We start from the raw sequence: 17270 nt of genomic DNA on the forward strand, positions 1-17270 counted from the left end.
TCCACCGTGGAAACCGCCCGTCTGCGGGGTCAGGATCCCGTCGACGTCTTGATGTCCTTGCGCTGCTGACCTTCTACAAGCCGCTAATCAGATACGTCAGCTCCTTAGAGCGTCAGCACGTCGTAACCGGTCGGCGTGACCACCAAGGTGTGTTCGAACTGAGCGCTGGGCTTGCCGTCTGCCGTCACCACTGTCCAGCCGTCGGCCAGCAATTTGGTTTCGGGGCGGCCCATATTGATCATCGGCTCGATGGTAAACACCATTCCGGCGCTGATTTTCATGCCGGTTCCGGCACGGCCCACATGCGGCACGGTGGGGTCTTCGTGCAGTCGGTAGCCGACGCCGTGGCCGGTGTACTCGCGCACCACCGAGAAGCCGCGCGGCTCGGCGGTGGCCTGAATCATCGCGCCGATGTCGCCCAGCCGCGCGCCAGGCTTGACCACTTCCAGTGCCGCACTGAGGCTGGCTCTGGTGGCGTCCACCAACTTTTGAACATTGGGGGCCACCGCGCCCACCGTGTAGGTGTAACAGGCATCTCCGTAAACCCCGTTCATCTTGACGCCGATGTCCACGCCGATGATGTCTCCCTCCCTCAGCTTGCGGGGGGTGGGGATGCCGTGACAGATCACTTCGTTGACTGAAGCGCAGATGGTGCCGGGAAACGGATTGTTGCGCGGGCCGTAGCCGACATACGCCGGAATGGCTCCATGTGACCGGATGAAGTCCTCGGCCATCTTGTCGAGGTCTTGGAGGCTGGCACCCGGCACCACATAAGGCTCCAGCACTCGGAACGTCTCCGCGACGAGCGCCCCCGCGCGGCGCATCAGTTCTATTTCGCGGGCGGATTTGAGGGCAACTTTGCTCATAACGGATCAAGTTAGCACGCCCCCAAAGGCTCGGCGCAGCCCTCTTCACCTTTGGTTTGGGCTTGGTAACCGCCAAAGTCACAGAATCAACCGTAAGGCTTGCAAACGTGCGCGGTGCCGCGTGAGTTTAGACTCGGAAAGACGAGCGTAAGAGCCGGAGTAGTAACCCAGAGCAGGCACGTGGCCGCAAAGTAAATCCAAAGCCCCTACGGACTGCGTATATCTAGAGAAGAGCGCTTGACCCCACTGGCTAGACCGAACGAGGAGAGATCATGACCAAATTGCCCCCTGAACAAACCCCCAAAAGCGCTGAGAGCGAAAAGACCCCCAACCCCCGCCGCGAGTTTTTGCGCAGCGCTGGCATCTTCACCGGCACGGTGGCGGCCCTCGGCGGCGGCTTGGAACTGCTCAGCCGCAAGCCCGGCGCGGAAGCCCAGGCCCTGCCTGATTTGATCGGCCAAGCCAAGCGCCCGCTGGGGCCGTATGACGCCAAAGATGCGGTGACGCCGTATGAACAGGCCACCACTTACAACAACTTTTACGAGTTCGGCACCGACAAAGCCGACCCCGCCCGCATGGCCGCCAGCCTCAGGACACGCCCTTGGACCGTCAAACTCGACGGCGAAGTCAAGAAGGCGCAGACAGTAGACATCGACACCTTGCAGTCGTGGTTTCCTTTGGAAGACCGAATTTACCGGATGCGCTGCGTGGAAGGCTGGTCAATGGTGATGCCTTGGTTGGGCTTTCCGCTGGCTGGCCTGATTCGCCGGATGGATCCTACTGGCAAAGCCAAGTATGTGCAGTTCACTTCGCTGCTCGACACCAAGCAGTTTCCGGGCCAGCGCTCCAGCGTGCTGACCTGGCCTTATATGGAAGCTTTGCGGATTGACGAAGCCCTCAACCCGCTGGCGTTTATGGCGGTGGGCCTGAACGGTCGGGCCTTGCCCGGTCAAAACGGCGCTCCGCTGCGGCTGGTGGTGCCGTGGAAGTACGGCTTCAAAGGCATCAAATCCATCGTGCAGATTACCCTCACCGAAAAGCAGCCCAAGACCACTTGGAGCATCGCCGCGCCCGACGAGTACGGTTTTTACGCCAACGTCAATCCCAAAGTGGATCACCCACGCTGGAGTCAGGCCACCGAGCGCCGCATCGGTGAACTGGGCCGCCGACCCACCTTGATGTTCAACGGCTACGCCGATCAAGTCGCCTCGCTGTATTCGGGCCTCGACTTGAAGAAGAACTTCTAGCGTCATGTCAAAAGCCACTCCCTCCCCCACCAGTTCCGGCGCGGCCACTGCGGCCAGACCCGTGCCACGCCGCAAAGTCAGTAAATTTGGTGGCCTCGGCCCCGGCATCGTGGTGGGCGGCTTGGTGCCGATGGCCGTGATGCTCTGGGACGCCCAGACCGGAGCGCTGGGAGCCAATCCGGTTCAGCGCTTACAACTGCAAACCGGCGTGCTCTCGCTGGCGCTGCTGATTCTCTCGCTGGCCGCCACTCCGCTGAGGCTCGTCACCGGCTGGACATGGCCCGCCCGCGTGCGCAAAGCGCTGGGGCTGCTGGCCTTTTTGTACGCCACTTTGCACGTGCTGGTGTATCTGGTGGACAAGGGCCTGCTCAACGGCGACTTCGGCCTGGCAACCGTAGTAGACGACGTGGTCAAGCGTCCCTTCATCACGGTGGGCTTCACGGCGTGGCTGCTGCTGATTCCCCTGGCACTGACCAGTTTCAAGGGTTCAGTCAAGAAGCTCGGTTTTGCCCGCTGGACGACGCTGCACAAACTGGTGTATTTCGTGGTGGCACTAGGAGTGGTGCATTACTGGTGGGGTGTCAAAAAAGACCACACCGAGCCGCTGATTTACGGCTTGGTGGCGGCCACGCTGTTGGCGCTCCGGGTCATTTTCAAGGACTTCAGGAGTAAGAAGAAGGCAGGCGGCATGGGGAAAACGGCAACACCCGAAAATTGAAATTCGGGTGGGCGGCGTGGGCGAAAGCTTGCGCCGCTTTTGTTTTTGATGTTCCCACGGGCCCCCTTATACGTATTCCGGCCATTCTGTTATCTTTCGAAAAAACACCGAAAGCTAACTCCATTCTGGAATACGTACTTTTTCCTACTCCCGCTGTCTTGGTCAGAGCGGCACCTCTCGGGCCTGACCGCTGGTCGGGTTTCGCAGTTATTGCATAACTGTTCAACCGGAATCCGTATTACCCCAGCACTTCCCGCAGCCGCGCCACGTTTCCGAACCAAACTTCGCCGCCTTCGGTATTGGTCCAAAATTCTGGCAAGTCCGAGTCGGGGCCAGCGACACGGCCTAGCGCTTCATTGGCCAGCTCGCGCATCGGCTCTAGCTCACCGGTCTGCAAGCCCGAGAGCCAGTCGCGCAGGGCGGCGTCAAAAATGGTGGCCGTGTCACCGCTGAGGTGGGCAGCCAGAGTCTCGGCGGCGGCGACGGCCCTCGCACCCTCCTCCTCGGCCACGAAGTCGGTATCGGGGTCGAGGACGACTTCAAAGGCTTCTTGAAGCGCAAACGCGCCGTCTTCCAAAACTTCCCCAATAAACATTTTGGCCGCGTCGTTGTCAAAGGCGGCAGTTCCCCAGGTGTTCATGCGTCTATGGTACTCGGCGGCGTGGACGTAGCTGTCACTGCATTGAGGAAGACGCCCAGCACAGCTAGGGCTGTTTTAAACTGAGCAGCCAGATTCAAATCTGTTGTTTTCAAATGAAGATCATTTTCGTGACAGCACAGCAGCTCAAAGGGCACATTTGTTTGACCCATCAACCACCAGTCATCCTTACCCAATGTGAAACCTAGTTTCTGCCGCTGTTCCAGCAAAGCGGGCAGTTTCGCCAAAAGCACTGGAACATCTTCCCATTGCAAGGTTTCAAACTCCGGATGATCCTCGAATGCCGATTCTGTCCAACCATGCATAGTAATCAGCGTCGTTACGCCCGCGTTCTTCAAGACAGCTGAACAGACGCCAATGACCTTGCGCCACAGCAACGGCGAAAGCTGGGGAGTGATCCAAGTGGGGTCAGGATTCAAGGCAATACTTCCAATTTGGCTTTCAAAGCCTCAAACTCTTCGGGCGTAGTGATCTGCACGGGATGAGTGTTGGCTCAGGCTGCTCAATCTTGACCGTCTGGCCCGCACAAGCCTTACCCAACAAAGTTCACCCGCTACGCCGGTAGTTTTGACCTTATACGGCGCAGCACTCAGACCTCCACCCCCACTCCGTACCGCCGCTCCACATACGCTTCCATCAGTTCCTGAAACTCCTCAGCGATGCGGGGGCCTCGCAGGGTGGTCAGCAGTTTGCCGTCTTGGTACACCGGAGCGCGGGGATCTTCGCCAGTGCCGGGCAGACTGATCCCGATATTGGCGTGCTTGCTTTCGCCGGGGCCGTTGACGATGCAGCCCATCACGGCCACCTGCATCTCTTCGACCCCGGCGTATTTGGTCTTCCAAGTCGGCATGGTGTCGCGGATGTAGTCCTGAATTTTCTGGGCGAGTTCCTGAAAGAAAATAGACGTGGTACGCCCGCAGCCGGGGCAACTCGTCACCTGCGGCAAAAACTGCCGAATCCCCAAACTCTGCAAAATCTGCTGGGCCACCTCGACTTCCAGCTTGCGGCTGGCTCCGGGTTCGGGCGTCAGGCTGACCCGGATGGTGTCGCCGATGCCTTCCATCAGTAGCGGCGCGAGGGCCACGCTGGACGCCACCATCCCCTTCATGCCCATGCCCGCTTCGGTCAGGCCCAGATGCAGCGGGTAATCGCACTCGGCGGCGAGCTGGCGGTAGACTTGCCACAGCTCAGGAGCGCTGGACACCTTGACCGAAATCAGGATCTTGTCGTGGGCCAACCCCAGTTCCTCGGCGTAGTGGGCGCTCTCCAGGGCCGATACCACCATCGCGTCGATCATCACATCGGTGCCGGATTTGGGGCTACCCTTGCTGGCATTGGCGTCCATCAAGCGGGCCAACACCTGCTGATCGAGGCTGCCCCAGTTGACACCGATACGAACCGGCTTATCAAACTCCTTGGCGACTTCGATCATGGTGGCAAAATTGGCGTCGTGGTGCTGGCCCGCGCCGACGTTGCCGGGGTTGATGCGGTACTTGGCCAGCAGCCGCGCCGTTTCAGGAAACTCGCGCAGCAGAATATGGCCGTTGTAATGAAAGTCGCCGACAATCGGCACACTCAGGCCCACTTCCGAGAGGCGCGAAATCACTTCCGGCACGGCGGCGGCGGCCTCGCGGGTGTTGACCGTCACGCGCACCAACTCAGACCCGGCGCGGGCGAGCTGGGCGACTTGAATGGCGGTGGCCTCGGCGTTGGCGGTGTCGGTGTTGGTCATGCTCTGCACCGCCACCGGATGCTCAGAACCGATTAGCACGCCGCCCACGTTGGCGGTGACGGTACGGCGGCGTTTGGGAGAAGAAAGCGTCATGCACTCAGTTTAGAGCGCTTGAGGCAGGGCAAATGGCAGGAGGGCTTACGGGCCGCCGGCGGCCTATCCAGCGAAGGTGACGCCGCACCATGCCCTTTTGGCGGCCTTGAGTTATACTGCTATCAGAAAGTCCTCGTTGGCGGGGGTGGGTGAGGTGACCCACCCTCTCTTGATGAGGGAGGTGGTGAGACGCCCGCAAAAGCGCGGGAATACAACTTATGACAACACGAATAACAACCCAGCCCAGTAAAACTCAGTCCGACAACTTAACGCGCATCGCCGAGCAGGCCCTCAGCCCACTGGGGCTGGAAGTGCTGGAAGTCCAACTTCAAAATGCTTCGGGGCGCAGTCCCATTTTGCTGATCCGAATTGACCGTTTAGACGAGCAACCGGTATCGGTAGAAGACTTGACGTTGGGCAGCCGCACCATCGGCGCAGCGCTTGACGAACTCGATCCGATCAAAGACGAGTACCGCTTGGAATTGGAATCGCCCGGCTCGAAGCGTCCGCTGCTGCGTGCCCGCCACTTTGAGCGGATGCTGGGCCTGCTGACCCGTGTGCGCGGCGACGGCCACGCTTTTACCGCGCCGATCAAGGCGGTAGACGGCGACCAAGTGACCTTTGACGTGCTGGGCCAAGACGTGACTCTGAGCGCCGGAACCTTTCAGGCCAACTTAGCCGAGTTTCCAGCGGAACACCGATAAGTCCTAAAAGCTTAGGCCCAGAACAAAGTCAATTTTAACGAAAGAACAGAAGGAAGTGAGATGACCCAACCAGAAGTGAATTTTGCCGAAGCGCTGCGCGACGTGGCGGCGGCCCGCAATATCAACGAGCTGCAACTGATCGAGGCCTTTGAAGAATCGCTGGCCCAGGCTTACAAGCGCAATGTCGAACCCGATAAGCGCATTGAAGTTCACCTTGATCCCGACACGGGCGACCTCGAAGTGTTGGTCGTGCGCGAAGTCGTCGAAAAAGTGGACGATGAAAACCTCCAGATTTCTTTGGCCGACGCCCTAGAACTCGATCCTGACGTGGAACTCGGCATGGAAATGGAGTTTCCAGTCAGCAGCGATCAGTTCAGCCGCATCGCCCTGCAAGCCGCCAAGCAGACCCTGACCCAAAAAATGCGCGAAACCGAGCGCAACGTGGTCTACAACGAATACAAAGACAAAGAAGGCCAAGTCATCAATGCGACGGTGGTCAGAATGGACAACAAGCAAAATTACTTCGTCGAACTCGGTTCCGGCGAAGCGATTATGCCGCCCCGCGAGCAGATCCCCGGCGAACGGCTGCTCAACGGCAACCGCGTCAAGGTCTACCTCAAAGAAGTCCGCAAGACGCCCAAAGGCCCCACCATCTTGGCCAGCCGCGCCGACGAGAGACTGCTCGATTACCTGCTGCGCCAGGAAATTCCCGAGATTGCCAACAATGTCGTGGAAGTCAAAGCGATTGCCCGCGAAGCCGGTCAGCGCAGCAAAGTGGCGGTCTACAGCAACAATTCCAACGTCGATCCGATCGGGGCCTGCATCGGGCACCGGGGCAACCGCATTCAGGCGGTCACCGGCGAGTTAGGCCGCGAGCGGGTGGACGTGATTTTGTGGGACGCCAACACCCGCGAATTTATCCGAAACGCACTCTCGCCGGCCAAAGTGGGCCTGATTGAGGTCAGCAATGACCGCAGCGAGGCCACCGTAACCGTCACGCCGGATCAGCTCTCGCTGGCAATCGGTAAGGGTGGGCAAAACGTGCGGCTGGCCGCCAAGTTAACTGGCTACAAAATCGATCTGCGCGAAACGCAGGCGATCAGCGACCTCGACGCGGCCATGCAGCAGGCCATGCAAGAAGGCGAAGCGGGCCGAGAGGTCAGCAGCAGCCAGCAAGCCGCTTTCGATGCGCTGTTTCGTGACAGCCGCTCGGTGGCCACCGCCTCGCCTGACGACGAGGGCGGACAGGAGTAAGCAGCGTGAACGTGCCCGCCAGCGTCCAATTCACCACTGCCCCATCAGCCGCCCGGCACGTGCCGGAGCGTAGTTGCGTGGCCTGCCGCAAAAAGCGCCCTCAGGGCGAGTTCGTGCGGCTGATTCACACAACGGCGGGCTGGACGCTGGCGGGCAAGCACAAAACAGGCCAGCTCCAATCGGGCCGGGGCGCTTACGTCTGCGCGGATACGCCGAGCTGCTGGGCCGAAAAGCGGCTGAGGCGGGCCTTCGGCGCTCAAGCGGCCAGCCTTAGCCTTCTCCTTCAAACCCAATTACATCCTCAACCTCAAGAAATTCACCCAGCGAATCTATGAATTAATACCCCTTCCTTTTCTTTTTGCTGCCCTGCCACTCCCTGAATCAACCGTGCAGGCAGTCAACTCACCCGGAGGTGAGGCTATGTCAAAAGTCCGAATTTATACCCTTGCCAAAGACCTCAGCGTGGACAACAACAAAATGCTGGCCATGCTCGACGACTTAGGCGTGCAGTACAAAAGCGTCAGCAGCACCCTCGAAGAAGACATCGTGGAAACGATTAAAGGCTTGGTGGCCGCAGAGCAGGGCGAAGGCGCACCCACCACTGAGAACGCCAGCGGCGAGCCTGCTTCCGAAAAAACCGCGTCTCACGCTGAGGCGGCAGCTCCCACAGCAGCGGTGGCCGTCGCTGAGCGGCCCGCCGAGAACGGCTCAGCGGCCCAAACTGGCCTTCCCACCCGCGCCCCTGTGGTGACCATCATGGGCCACGTGGATCACGGCAAGACTTCTTTGCTCGACTACATCCGCAAGACCAAGGTGGCGGCCAAAGAAGCCGGCGGCATCACCCAGCACGTCGGAGCCTTCGAAGCCCAGACCAGCAAAGGCAAGATCGTCTTTATCGACACGCCGGGTCACGAAGCCTTCACGACCATCCGCGCCCGCGGAGCCAACGTCGCCGACATCGCCATCATTGTGGTGGCCGCCGACGACTCGATCATGCCGCAGACCCGCGAGGCCGTGGCGCACGCCCAGGCTGCCAAAATTCCCCTGATCGTGGCGATCAACAAGATGGACTTGCCGCAGGCCGATGTGGAGCGGGTCAAGACCGATCTGACCCAGCTCAATTTGGTGCCGGAGGAGTACGGCGGCGACACGGTGGTCGTGCCGGTCAGCGCCAAAACTGGCGAGGGCATTGAAGACTTGCTGGAATACATCTCGCTGACGGCCGAACTCGAAGACCTGCGGGCCGATCCCAAAGGCGAGTTCGCGGGCGTCATCATCGAGAGCAAGGTCGATAAGCAGGCTGGCGTGCTGGCCACCGTGATGGTTCAGGAAGGCACACTGCACGTCAGCGACTTCTTGGTGGTGGGCGAGAACTACGGCAAGATCAAGGCCATGACCGATACGGTCGGCGGGCGCATCAAGGAAGCTGGGCCTTCGACGCCGGTGCAGGTGCTGGGCTTTTCCGACAACCCCAGCAGCGGCGACAAGGTGCAGAGCGCCAAGAACGAGCATCAGGCCCGCGAAATCATCGCCGCCCGCGTGCAAAAGCGCCGCGACGAAGAAGAACAGGGCAAGCGCCGCAAGATGACCCTTGAAGAAATGATGGGGCCGCTCGGTGAGATCCGCACCGTCAACTTGATTTTGCGGGCCGACACGCAGGGTAGCTTGGAAGCTTTGCAGGGCATTTTGGCCCGCAAGGAAAGCGACGACGTCAAGATCAATGTGATGCTCTCGGGCATCGGTGCGCCCACCGAAGGCGACGTGCTGCTGGCCTCCACTGCCGAGGCGACCATCTTGTGCTTCAGCGTGGTGCCGTCGGGCAGCGTCAAGAAAGTGGCGGATCAAAAGAGCGTCGACCTTAAGAGCTTCCGGATTATTTACGAATTGATCGACGAAGTGGATCGCCTGATCAAGGGCAACGTCGAACCCGTCTTCGAGGAGAAGTATCTGGGCCGCGCCGAAGTGCGGATGGTCATCAGCCACCCCCGCAGCGGCAACATCGCCGGGTCGTACATCACCGACGGCTCGTTCAAGCGCAACGCCAAAGCCAAAGTCACGCGCGGCAAGCAGGTCGTGTACGAAGGCACCATCGTGGGCCTCAAGCGCTTCAAGGACGACGTGCGCGAAGTGCAGCAGGGCTACGAGTGCGGTATCAACCTCGACTGGAATGAAGTCATCATCGGCGACATCATCGAAGCCAGCGAAATGGTGGAAGTCGAGCAGTAAAGTTTAGTCAGCGTTCAGCGGGCCGCTTTCCAAATTGGAGGCGGCCCGCTTTCTTTTGGCGTCATTCGGTTTCCAGCACCGTTTCCATCCTCTACAACCTAACAGCACTCACGGACAAGTCAAATCAAAAGTCAAATCCGGTGACGCCACGAACATCAAATTGGGATTGCCCGACTTCATCGGCACGAAAACTTTTGACCAGGGAGTTTGAGCGTCATTGACCCGCGACATCAGCGTGAAGCTTCCGGTTGCGCCGGGGGCCAACCTCAACTGATCGGCGTTCCCACCGATAGCGACGATTGCGCCGTCTTTGACCAGCTTGCCCGCGCCGTCGGTCACGCTCACGCGGCTCTCGTCGATGATATTGACGCTGTCCTGCACCTGCTTGGTGAGATTGGTGGCCTCAAAGTTGACCAACCAAAAGCCTTCGCGGTTGCCGACGCCCGCTTGCTGTCCGGTGACTTTAAAGCTCCACACGCCGTTAGCGAGCGACTGACCCGCGCAGCCGTTGAGCGGTGCATTGGGAATAAGAGTCTTGACAGTGAGCGCCCCGCCCACTGAAACCGAGCTCAGCATCGCCGTCAGGCTGAGTACCGACACCAAAGAGAACTTTTTCATACTCAGCAGTCTAGCGAACTTTTGCCGGAACAAGGCGGATTACGCCTGATTCAAGAATCCTCTGGCGGGCCGGCAGTCAAACCAAGAAAACACAAGAGATACTCAACAGCTGATTAAGCCAGTAGACAGACATTTTACGTAACACTGCTTACCCTTTTTCACGAATCTAAAAAAGAATTCACCCAAATCTGCTCTTAAGCACTTTCCTTGTTTTGCAGAATATTCTCGTTCGTTCTGAAACATCCAGCCTCTCAGCAAACTACATTGGAGTTCACATGCCTACTAAAACCTTAGCCGACCTCGCCAAATCTATGAAGGACATTGACATCGCCATGGTCTCAACACATACCGAAGGCGGTGAAATTGCTGGACGCCCCATGAGCAACAACGGCCAAGTGGAATATGATGGCACTCCGTATTACTTTACCTATGACAAATCGCGCACGGTAGCAGACATTCGGAAGAATGCCAAAGTCTCGCTGGCTTTTCAGGGCACGAAGGCTTTTTTGGTGGCCGTCGAAGGTGAAGCCTTGCTTATTCAGGACAAAACCGAAATGAAAAAACACTGGACGCCTGATCTGGATCACTGGTTCAAAGATGGAATCGATTCTGAAGGACTGGTGATGATTCAGGTAGACGCCACCCGCATTCATTACTGGGACGGCGAGGACGACGGCGAAGTCAAACTCTGAGCCGACTCAGCTCTAGCTTAAATTGCCCTGTTCCGGCTCGGCGTCGGCTCGCCGCAAAAAATCCAGCAAGTCTTCGGGGCGCAGGAACAGGCGTCTGCCTTTGCTGCTGCTTCCCGTCACGGGGGGCCATTCCACCTGCGCCCGCCACGACTTGAGACGGCTTTCGGGCCAGATTCTGACAATTAAGGTCACGCTCCGGGATTCTTGTAACACGCCATTTACCTCCTGCCGGTAAGGTTAGCGGGGCAGGCGTGACGCGGGCGTGACAGTTAAACTACTGATCTCACCGCTCAGCGCTGCTCAAATTGATACTTCGCCGCTGGCAATTGTGAAGAGCGCGTGATGTTGATGGTGCCTCTAAAATCCACCCGTACGCCCGCCGCGTTGTGATACTCGACTGGAAATTTGGTATTGCCCACATACAGAAAGCCGTCTCTAAGGGTGATCTGGCCGTCTAAGGGCAGCGCGTTCCAAGCGGCTTGATTCATCCAAACGGTCAGGGGCGGATTTGAACCGCGCAGGGCAATGGTGTGGATGACGAGGTGACAGCCTCCGCAGATCGTAATCCCTCCGCTGAGGTTAGCTCCACAGGGCGAGCCTGAGCTTTTTTGGCATGGTATTTTGGTGAAGTTCGCTTTTCCTGTTGTTATAGATTCAGCAAAGACAGACGACGTTAAGCATAAAACAGCCGGGATCAACCAACGAACCTTGTTCATAGTTCTCCTTTTGAATCTTTCCACAGGGGCAACATAAGAAGGGCTGCGTGACCTGAGCGTGACCGGCCCTCACTCGGGTGGGAGTTGAGCGAGGTAAAAAGCCGTGAAGCGCTGGGCCTGAATCGGCGTGAGCGTCTGGGCCAACGTAGCCAAACTGTCCCGCGCCCTGAGATGAAGTTCAGGCGCGGCATCTGGCAAGCGGGCTAGCGCGAATTGAAGGCGCAGAGCCGTCAAAGCGTTCAAGCGCCGACTAGACAGTAGGGCCTGCGCCTCCGGTATCAGCGCGGCGGGAGGATCAGGCTGCCAAAGTTGCAAAGCCAGCGCGTCCGCTCTGAGGGATGGTGCCGCACTTGGGCCGATAGTGGCCAAGATTTCTTCGGCCTCTGAAGAGCGCCCCAGCGCAAATAACACCTCCCCACGTGTGAGATCAGCCAGAGTCTGTTCAGGAAACTCAGCCAAAGAACGCCAACGTTCGCCGGACTCAAGACATCTGAGCGCCTGTGTTGAGTCGCCTCTAAACAAGTTCAGTTTGGCTTGGATTGTATATTCAAACAGTCTATACGGCTCAAACTGAGGAGTCTTCACAATTTGTGTATCCAAGTTTTGTTCAGCAGCTTGATAATCTGCCAAGTCCAGCCAGAACTGACTCAAAACGATATTGAAATATGCAGCGTGTTTTTCTAATTTTGCCTTTCTGGTCAGATTGATTGCCTGAAGGAGGTTCTGAAGTGCTTTTCCCAAATTTCCCATCAATAAGTAGTAAAGATGCCAATAATATTTTTTAGCAGCATCAATACGTGGCTCCGTCAGCTTAGAAAACGCCTCTATTTCTTCCCATAGTTCCAATGACAGATCTGCTTGGCCTTCTTCTAAATAAAGTCCTAAGAGTTGCAACAAGACCTCGATCTGAATGAAGGTCATCCCTACCGCTTTGGCCTGCTCGCGTACCCACATCCACGCTGTCAGCGCCTGTTGCGTTTCACCTGACAAGTGCAGGATCCATCCTAAGTTAAACTTGGCGCGAATTTGGCCGTCTATATCGCTGGCCTGAGTCATCACCTCTACGCTTTGCTGAATGCTGACGCGGGCAGAGGGCAAATCACCATTTTCGGCTTGGCATTCGGCCAAAGTGAGATGCAGAATGCCCGCCCGACTCAGATCGCTCGGCGGATTGCAGGCGAGACCGAGGTGGAGTTGCTCCTGCGCCCACGCCAGTCTTCCCCACTGCTTAGCGGCCATTCCCGCGATCAGGTACGCCTCGGCCCGCAGCTCATCCGGCACGCCGACCCAGCTCAGGACTTCTTCCATGCGGGTCACCGCCTCGGCGTTGTTGCCGGTGCGGAAGGTCAGGCGGGCCAACTTGGTGGCGGCCTCGGCCCGCAGCGTCAGGTCGCCCAAGCGCTCGGCGAGTTGCAGCATCTCTCCCGCGTCTTGCTGCCAGCCTGCTTGCTCGTTGAGAATGCGCCACAGCGTAATCCGCTCGGAGAGCAGAGAGCACCGCTCGCGGGCGTCAGTGGTGAGGGCCAATGCCTGCGCATAGTGCGCCAGCGCCTCGCGGTAAGCGTAAACCCGCTTGGCGTCCGCCGCTGCCGTGCGCCACCACGCCAGCGCTTCGCGGTTTTCGCCTGCGGCCTGAAGGTGCTGGGCAATCCGGGCGGGCGGGCTGCCGCGCCGCTGCAAAGTGGCGGCGAGGCGGCGGTGCAGCAAACGGCGGCGGGACGGCCTCAGCTCGTCGTCCAGCACGCGGCGCACCAGCTCGTGCCCGAAGCGGTAGCCCAGTGGGTCGGCCCGCAAGAGTCCGGCTTGCTCAGCCCGCTCGAGGAGTTCTAAACTTGTCCACTCGTCTAGAGCGGTGGTTTGGGCCAAATCCTCGGCGGCAAAGACCTCGCCCGCCAAACTCGCCGCGTCCAGCAAGCGGCGGGCCGAGGGGCCGAGGCGCTCCAAACGCTCAAGCAGTGTGCCGCGCACAGTGATTGAAAGCGGCATGTCTTCGTAGGTGGGATTCACGCTGTCGTAAACCGTGTGCCAGCCGCCTGCCGCGTCTTGCCAGAGACTGCCGCCCTCAATCAGGCCGCGCAGCGTTTCTTGCACGAACAGCGGGTTGCCGCCCGTCGCCTCATGCAGCCGCTGGGTAAAATACTCACCCCGGCGGCTGCCTGACACGGTACGAATCAGCGAGAGCAAATCGGTTTCGCTCCAGGGTTCAAGCCGGAGTTGCCGCGCCAGCCCCGCTTTCTCGAGGGCGGAAAAAGCGGCGTGGGCGTGCGGACGCTCGGAGAGTTCAAAAGCCCGCGCCGAGACGAGGAGCCGCAGCGGCTGACTCTTGAGACGCTGAGCCAAGTTTCCAATGACTTCTAAGGTGGTGGCGTCGAGCCAGTGGGCGTCGTCAATCAGTAAGGTGATGAGCGGATTGGCGGGGTGCGGAGATTCAAACAGCAGCAGCACGGCCTCGCTCAAGACCTCCACGAAGCGGGTGCGCTCGGCGGCATTGGGCGCGATCTGGCTGGGCGTACTTTGGCTGGGAGCAAGTGGGCTGAGTGGAAGTGGACTGGGCAAAGACTGACTCAGAAGAGGACTGCTCTGAGGCGCAGAACTGGCACTGGCCGCAGAAGTTGTTGCCCCGCCGGACACTTCCGGCAACAAGCGGGCGAGTTCTCGGCGGGCGGCCTGACTCAGCGGCCACCCGCTTTCTGCGAGAAGCGAGCGCAGCAAAGGCAGCAGCGGAGCGAGCGGGGTGAACTGGGTCAGCTCTTGGGCGCGAACCACCCAATACCTACCGCGTGAGCGGGCCAGTTCTTCCAGCAAACGGGTTTTGCCCACCCCCGGCTCGCCAGTGAGCAGCACCAGCGGGACTTGCAGCCGCGTCACGGCCCGCCAAGCCGCGTCACGGGCGACGAACGGCAGTTCGAGCGCCGTCACCGACAAGGGAGCAGACAGCGGCGGGCTGAGCGCCTGCGTCAGGTAACTTTGTTCGAGGTCGCCGCGCCGAAGCTGCTCAGCGATTTGGAGCGTGTGCGGCAGCGGCGTCAGGCCGAGTTCAGCGCTCAGCACCTGACGGCAGCGCTCAAACTGCTTCAGGGCCGCGCCGCGTTCGCCCAGCAGACCGTAAAGGCGCATCACGGCGCAGTGCCGCGCTTCTTGTAGCTCATCGGTTTGCAGCAGGCGCAGGTGGGCTTGCAGCGCCCGCGCATACTCGCCCTGCGCTTCCCAGTCGGCGGCTTGCTGCGTCATGGCGGCTTGCCAGCGCAGCGAGAGCTGCTCACGCTGCGCCTGCGCCCAGTCTTCAAAGTCGGGGCTGGCGGGCCAATCGGTGTGGCTCAAAAAGTCGCCCCGGTAGGTGGCCAGCGCCGCTTCACGTTCGCCCACGTCCAGCAGCGCTGCAAATTCTAGAGCGTCCACCGCGACCTCGGGGCTGAGGCACAGCAGTTCGTCTTGCGTTTCGATCAGGGCTTCCGGCACGGCGGAGCGCACGCGGCGCAGCAGTTGGCGCAAATTGGTGCGTGCCCGCGCTTCGTCGCCGTCGTCCCAGAGCAGTCCGGCTAGGCGGCTGCGCGGCGTGGGGCCTTCAAGCGCCAGATACGCCAGCAAGCCCGCCGCTTTGCGAACCGGCAGTTCGAGCGGCTGACCTTGGAAGCGAATCAGGGGAGTGCCGAGCAGCAGCAGCTCAAGGGCCATAGGCCTTACCTCTGGAGGAGGGCGGAGGGCAAAAAAGCTCGACGCTTTTAGTGTAGCCCAGTCAGCAAAGCTGCGCCCCGCGTGGAGCGGAGCGTCTTTGCTTTTTGAGTTGTTTGGAGCTATTCAGTTGTCAGGGATAGTGTCAGCTTGACGCTTAAGTTGAGGACAGATGCCCCCGGCGGGCGAGTGGATATTTTGGAGGCCGCGCTGCGTGGTTTTGAGACGGCTCATAGCGAGCAGCGACGCTAACTTGAATATTACTCCGCCTTTCCCGTATCAAAAGCACAAAACCCCCACCACTCCGGTAGGGGTTCTTGCTGTGCTGGACGTGGTGCACTCGACTGGAATCGAACCAGTGGCCTGCCCCTTAGGAGGGGGCCGCTCTATCCGACTGAGCTACGAGTGCGGGAGCGGTGAAATCCTGCGTCCAGCAGTATAGAACACTTGCCGCGCCGCGTGCCAACCCCGAGCCGATCAAGCCGCATACAGACAGCCAAAACAAGGTCTTTACTGCTTGCCCATCCTGGCTCATATATTACGTCATAAACAGAATTATGCTACAATACTTCTATGAATGCGACTATCGATACAGCGCTTAAAACGGTGGCCCCGACCCTCTCCATCGGCAGCGCCCGCTTGCCGCTGAGTGACGCAGGACGCCTGCACGCCGCCAGCGCCCTGAGCTTTTTGGGCCTCGGTCAAGCAGCAGCGTGGGCGCAGCAAGACTGGGAAAGCCCGCACTGGAAAGCTTTTGAACAGATGCACAGCCTAAGCCATGAGCTGAGCGACTTCGGCGCGGGGCCGGAGCCGACCCTCAGCGTGGCCGAGTTCGTGGCCTTGGCCGCCCAGACGCAAACCACTTCCGCCCGCCGCCTTCAGCGCAAAATGGCCGACACCTTCGCCCGCAGCTTGATGGGCGACATCCGGCTGGCCGCCGAGGTGGCCGAGCGCAGTTCAGAACCGCTGGCCCGCAGTTGGCTGCACGCCCGCTTGGAATCCCAAGACGCCCGCCGCACCTTGATGAGCGCCGCTGCCAAGCACGGCGGACACGGCCCGATTTTTGGACAGCTTGGCAGCGTGAGTAACCGCAGCGTGCTGGGCAAAGACAGCGCCACCCTGCGCCGTGAGCGCGGCGTCAAGCAGACCCGCGACGGTCTGGGCACCGACGAGTTGCGCCGGTTGTCGTACCTCGACGCCGCCACTGCCGCCGCGCTGGAAGGCGGCACTGTTCAGGGCAACGACGCTATTTTGGAACTCCACCGCAAAGTTGCTGGGCGCGAGCGCCAGACTTGGGCAGGCGGGCTGGATAGAGCAGGCTAAATTTGTTTTTCAATTCAAAAGGGTGACCCCGTGAGAAGATGCAGCGGGGCCGCCGCTTGTCAGGGTTAGGCTCCCCAAAGTTCAAAGGAGCCGCCAATGACCCGAGAGAGCGACGCAAATCCGCCAGTTCCGACGACTACAGCCGCGCCCGAATGGGGACGTGCCTACACCGCGCCGGACATCACTGTTTACTTTGACAAAGCACGCTGCATTCATTTCGCCGCCTGCATTCGCGGCTTGCCGCAGGTGTTCAATACCGACGCCCGCCCCTGGATTCAGCCCGACGCCGCGCCCGCCGGGGCACTGGCCGAAGTGGTGCGCCGATGCCCCACCGGAGCGCTGCACTATGCCCTGGCCAGTGGCCCCGCTGAGCAACCGGAAGACACCACCATTCAAGTCTGCGAAAAAGGCCCGCTGTTCGTACGCGGTGATCTGAGGATGGCCGCGCCGCAGGGCAGCGTCCACGACACCCGCATGGCCCTGTGCCGCTGCGGGGCGAGCCACAACAAACCGTTTTGCGACGGCTCCCACCGCAACAGCGGGTTTGAGGCGGCGGGCGGCGAGAAGTTGAATCAAGGCTGAGGACGGGAGTTGGGGAGTGGTTTGGGTACCGATAGGCCTACTCACCTCACCAGACGGAGTGATCTGGCCTTCTAAAAACCTTCAAGTGCCTTCCCAAACGGAATACAAACCAACACCCGCACGCGCCGCGCCGCGCTTCTCTATGCTGTAGGGTATGCCTCTTCAACAT

The 17270-nt window shown here is 59.8% G+C and carries 17 protein-coding genes and 1 tRNA gene; 9 read left to right on the forward strand and 9 right to left on the reverse strand.

From position 1 onward, the window contains the following. Nucleotides 1-104: 104 nt before the first annotated feature. Entirely contained in the window at nucleotides 105-866 is a 762-nt protein-coding gene (gene map / locus FNU79_RS08535) for a type I methionyl aminopeptidase (RefSeq protein ID WP_124868592.1), read from the reverse strand. 272 nt (nucleotides 867-1138) lie between these two features. On the opposite strand from map, the gene msrP reads away from it, so the two are divergent. Both msrP and FNU79_RS08545 read left to right on the forward strand, forming a co-directional pair. Next, on the forward strand, nucleotides 1139-2113 hold the full coding sequence (gene msrP, locus FNU79_RS08540) for a protein-methionine-sulfoxide reductase catalytic subunit MsrP (RefSeq protein ID WP_143720446.1): 975 nt from the start codon (nucleotides 1139-1141) through the stop codon (nucleotides 2111-2113). Nucleotides 2114-2117: 4 nt separating this feature from the next. Beyond that, nucleotides 2118-2831: a protein-methionine-sulfoxide reductase heme-binding subunit MsrQ gene (locus FNU79_RS08545; protein WP_143720447.1), complete on the forward strand. Its 714-nt coding sequence runs from the start codon at nucleotides 2118-2120 to the stop codon at nucleotides 2829-2831. A 238-nt stretch (nucleotides 2832-3069) separates the two neighbouring features. On the opposite strand, the gene FNU79_RS08550 is transcribed toward FNU79_RS08545, so the two are convergent. The 3 genes from FNU79_RS08550 to ispG all read right to left on the reverse strand — a co-directional run bounded on the left by FNU79_RS08550 (nucleotide 3070) and on the right by ispG (nucleotide 5314). After that, nucleotides 3070-3471: a DUF4259 domain-containing protein gene (locus FNU79_RS08550; protein WP_143720448.1), complete on the reverse strand. Its 402-nt coding sequence runs from the start codon at nucleotides 3469-3471 to the stop codon at nucleotides 3070-3072. After that, nucleotides 3468-3908: a hypothetical protein gene (locus tag FNU79_RS08555; RefSeq protein WP_143720449.1), complete on the reverse strand. Its 441-nt coding sequence runs from the start codon at nucleotides 3906-3908 to the stop codon at nucleotides 3468-3470. The genes FNU79_RS08550 and FNU79_RS08555 overlap by 4 nt, the downstream gene beginning before the upstream one ends. A gap of 170 nt (nucleotides 3909-4078) precedes the next feature. After that, on the reverse strand, nucleotides 4079-5314 hold the full coding sequence (ispG, locus tag FNU79_RS08560) for a flavodoxin-dependent (E)-4-hydroxy-3-methylbut-2-enyl-diphosphate synthase (protein WP_143720450.1): 1236 nt from the start codon (nucleotides 5312-5314) through the stop codon (nucleotides 4079-4081). A gap of 218 nt (nucleotides 5315-5532) precedes the next feature. Here ispG and rimP point away from each other — a divergent pair, with 218 nt between their 5' ends. The 4 genes from rimP to infB all read left to right on the forward strand — a co-directional run bounded on the left by rimP (nucleotide 5533) and on the right by infB (nucleotide 9498). Further along, the gene (rimP, locus tag FNU79_RS08565; RefSeq protein ID WP_143720451.1) at nucleotides 5533-6018 is read left to right on the forward strand and encodes a ribosome maturation factor RimP; all 486 of its coding nucleotides are present in this window, start codon (nucleotides 5533-5535) and stop codon (nucleotides 6016-6018) included. A 60-nt stretch (nucleotides 6019-6078) separates the two neighbouring features. Then, complete coding sequence (nusA, locus tag FNU79_RS08570) at nucleotides 6079-7272, forward strand: transcription termination factor NusA (RefSeq protein WP_124868606.1); 1194 nt, start codon at nucleotides 6079-6081, stop codon at nucleotides 7270-7272. 5 nt (nucleotides 7273-7277) lie between these two features. Then, nucleotides 7278-7607, forward strand: coding sequence for a YlxR family protein (locus tag FNU79_RS08575; RefSeq protein WP_225429977.1), 330 nt, complete (start codon nucleotides 7278-7280; stop codon nucleotides 7605-7607). An 85-nt stretch (nucleotides 7608-7692) separates the two neighbouring features. Further along, on the forward strand, nucleotides 7693-9498 hold the full coding sequence (gene infB, locus FNU79_RS08580; RefSeq protein ID WP_143720452.1) for a translation initiation factor IF-2: 1806 nt from the start codon (nucleotides 7693-7695) through the stop codon (nucleotides 9496-9498). Nucleotides 9499-9606: 108 nt separating this feature from the next. Here infB and FNU79_RS08585 read toward each other — a convergent pair whose 3' ends face one another. Next, nucleotides 9607-10116, reverse strand: coding sequence for a hypothetical protein (locus FNU79_RS08585; protein WP_143720453.1), 510 nt, complete (start codon nucleotides 10114-10116; stop codon nucleotides 9607-9609). 275 nt (nucleotides 10117-10391) lie between these two features. Here FNU79_RS08585 and FNU79_RS08590 point away from each other — a divergent pair, with 275 nt between their 5' ends. Beyond that, nucleotides 10392-10808, forward strand: a complete 417-nt coding sequence (locus FNU79_RS08590; RefSeq protein WP_143720454.1) for a pyridoxamine 5'-phosphate oxidase family protein — start codon at nucleotides 10392-10394, stop codon at nucleotides 10806-10808. A 12-nt stretch (nucleotides 10809-10820) separates the two neighbouring features. Here FNU79_RS08590 and FNU79_RS08595 read toward each other — a convergent pair whose 3' ends face one another. The 4 genes from FNU79_RS08595 to FNU79_RS08610 form a co-directional block, all read right to left on the reverse strand. Continuing rightward, nucleotides 10821-11021 (reverse strand): hypothetical protein, encoded by a 201-nt coding sequence (locus FNU79_RS08595; protein ID WP_185974653.1) that lies wholly within the window; start codon nucleotides 11019-11021, stop codon nucleotides 10821-10823. Nucleotides 11022-11098: 77 nt separating this feature from the next. Further along, a complete protein-coding gene (locus FNU79_RS08600) occupies nucleotides 11099-11296 on the reverse strand; it encodes a hypothetical protein (RefSeq protein WP_143720456.1) in 198 nt (65 codons plus the stop codon). A gap of 297 nt (nucleotides 11297-11593) precedes the next feature. Continuing rightward, nucleotides 11594-15199, reverse strand: coding sequence for an ATP-binding protein (locus FNU79_RS08605; protein WP_143720457.1), 3606 nt, complete (start codon nucleotides 15197-15199; stop codon nucleotides 11594-11596). A gap of 329 nt (nucleotides 15200-15528) precedes the next feature. Beyond that, a tRNA-Arg gene (locus tag FNU79_RS08610) sits at nucleotides 15529-15605 on the reverse strand. Nucleotides 15606-15769: 164 nt separating this feature from the next. On the opposite strand from FNU79_RS08610, the gene ddrC reads away from it, so the two are divergent. Both ddrC and FNU79_RS08620 read left to right on the forward strand, forming a co-directional pair. Then, nucleotides 15770-16519 (forward strand): DNA damage response protein DdrC, encoded by a 750-nt coding sequence (gene ddrC, locus FNU79_RS08615; RefSeq protein WP_143720458.1) that lies wholly within the window; start codon nucleotides 15770-15772, stop codon nucleotides 16517-16519. Nucleotides 16520-16615: 96 nt separating this feature from the next. Beyond that, on the forward strand, nucleotides 16616-17101 hold the full coding sequence (locus FNU79_RS08620) for a (4Fe-4S)-binding protein (RefSeq protein ID WP_143720459.1): 486 nt from the start codon (nucleotides 16616-16618) through the stop codon (nucleotides 17099-17101). Nucleotides 17102-17270: the final 169 nt, after the last annotated feature.

The organism is Deinococcus detaillensis, assembly GCF_007280555.1.
GTDB classification, from domain to species: Bacteria; Deinococcota; Deinococci; order Deinococcales; family Deinococcaceae; genus Deinococcus; species Deinococcus detaillensis.

Excerpts from the sequence above, each read along its gene's own strand:
- ispG (WP_143720450.1), bottom strand. The coding sequence starts at position 5,314 with ATGACGCTTTCTTCTCCCAAACGCCGCCGTACCGTCACCGCCAACGTG.
- FNU79_RS08600 (WP_143720456.1), bottom strand. The coding sequence starts at position 11,296 with ATGAATCAAGCCGCTTGGAACGCGCTGCCCTTAGACGGCCAGATCACC.
- msrP (WP_143720446.1), top strand. The coding sequence starts at position 1,139 with ATGACCAAATTGCCCCCTGAACAAACCCCCAAAAGCGCTGAGAGCGAA.
- FNU79_RS08605 (WP_143720457.1), bottom strand. The coding sequence starts at position 15,199 with ATGGCCCTTGAGCTGCTGCTGCTCGGCACTCCCCTGATTCGCTTCCAA.
- map (WP_124868592.1), bottom strand. The coding sequence starts at position 866 with ATGAGCAAAGTTGCCCTCAAATCCGCCCGCGAAATAGAACTGATGCGC.
- ddrC (WP_143720458.1), top strand. The coding sequence starts at position 15,770 with ATGAATGCGACTATCGATACAGCGCTTAAAACGGTGGCCCCGACCCTC.
- FNU79_RS08620 (WP_143720459.1), top strand. The coding sequence starts at position 16,616 with ATGACCCGAGAGAGCGACGCAAATCCGCCAGTTCCGACGACTACAGCC.
- rimP (WP_143720451.1), top strand. The coding sequence starts at position 5,533 with ATGACAACACGAATAACAACCCAGCCCAGTAAAACTCAGTCCGACAAC.
- FNU79_RS08550 (WP_143720448.1), bottom strand. The coding sequence starts at position 3,471 with ATGAACACCTGGGGAACTGCCGCCTTTGACAACGACGCGGCCAAAATG.
- FNU79_RS08585 (WP_143720453.1), bottom strand. The coding sequence starts at position 10,116 with ATGAAAAAGTTCTCTTTGGTGTCGGTACTCAGCCTGACGGCGATGCTG.
- nusA (WP_124868606.1), top strand. The coding sequence starts at position 6,079 with ATGACCCAACCAGAAGTGAATTTTGCCGAAGCGCTGCGCGACGTGGCG.
- infB (WP_143720452.1), top strand. The coding sequence starts at position 7,693 with ATGTCAAAAGTCCGAATTTATACCCTTGCCAAAGACCTCAGCGTGGAC.
- FNU79_RS08590 (WP_143720454.1), top strand. The coding sequence starts at position 10,392 with ATGCCTACTAAAACCTTAGCCGACCTCGCCAAATCTATGAAGGACATT.
- FNU79_RS08545 (WP_143720447.1), top strand. The coding sequence starts at position 2,118 with ATGTCAAAAGCCACTCCCTCCCCCACCAGTTCCGGCGCGGCCACTGCG.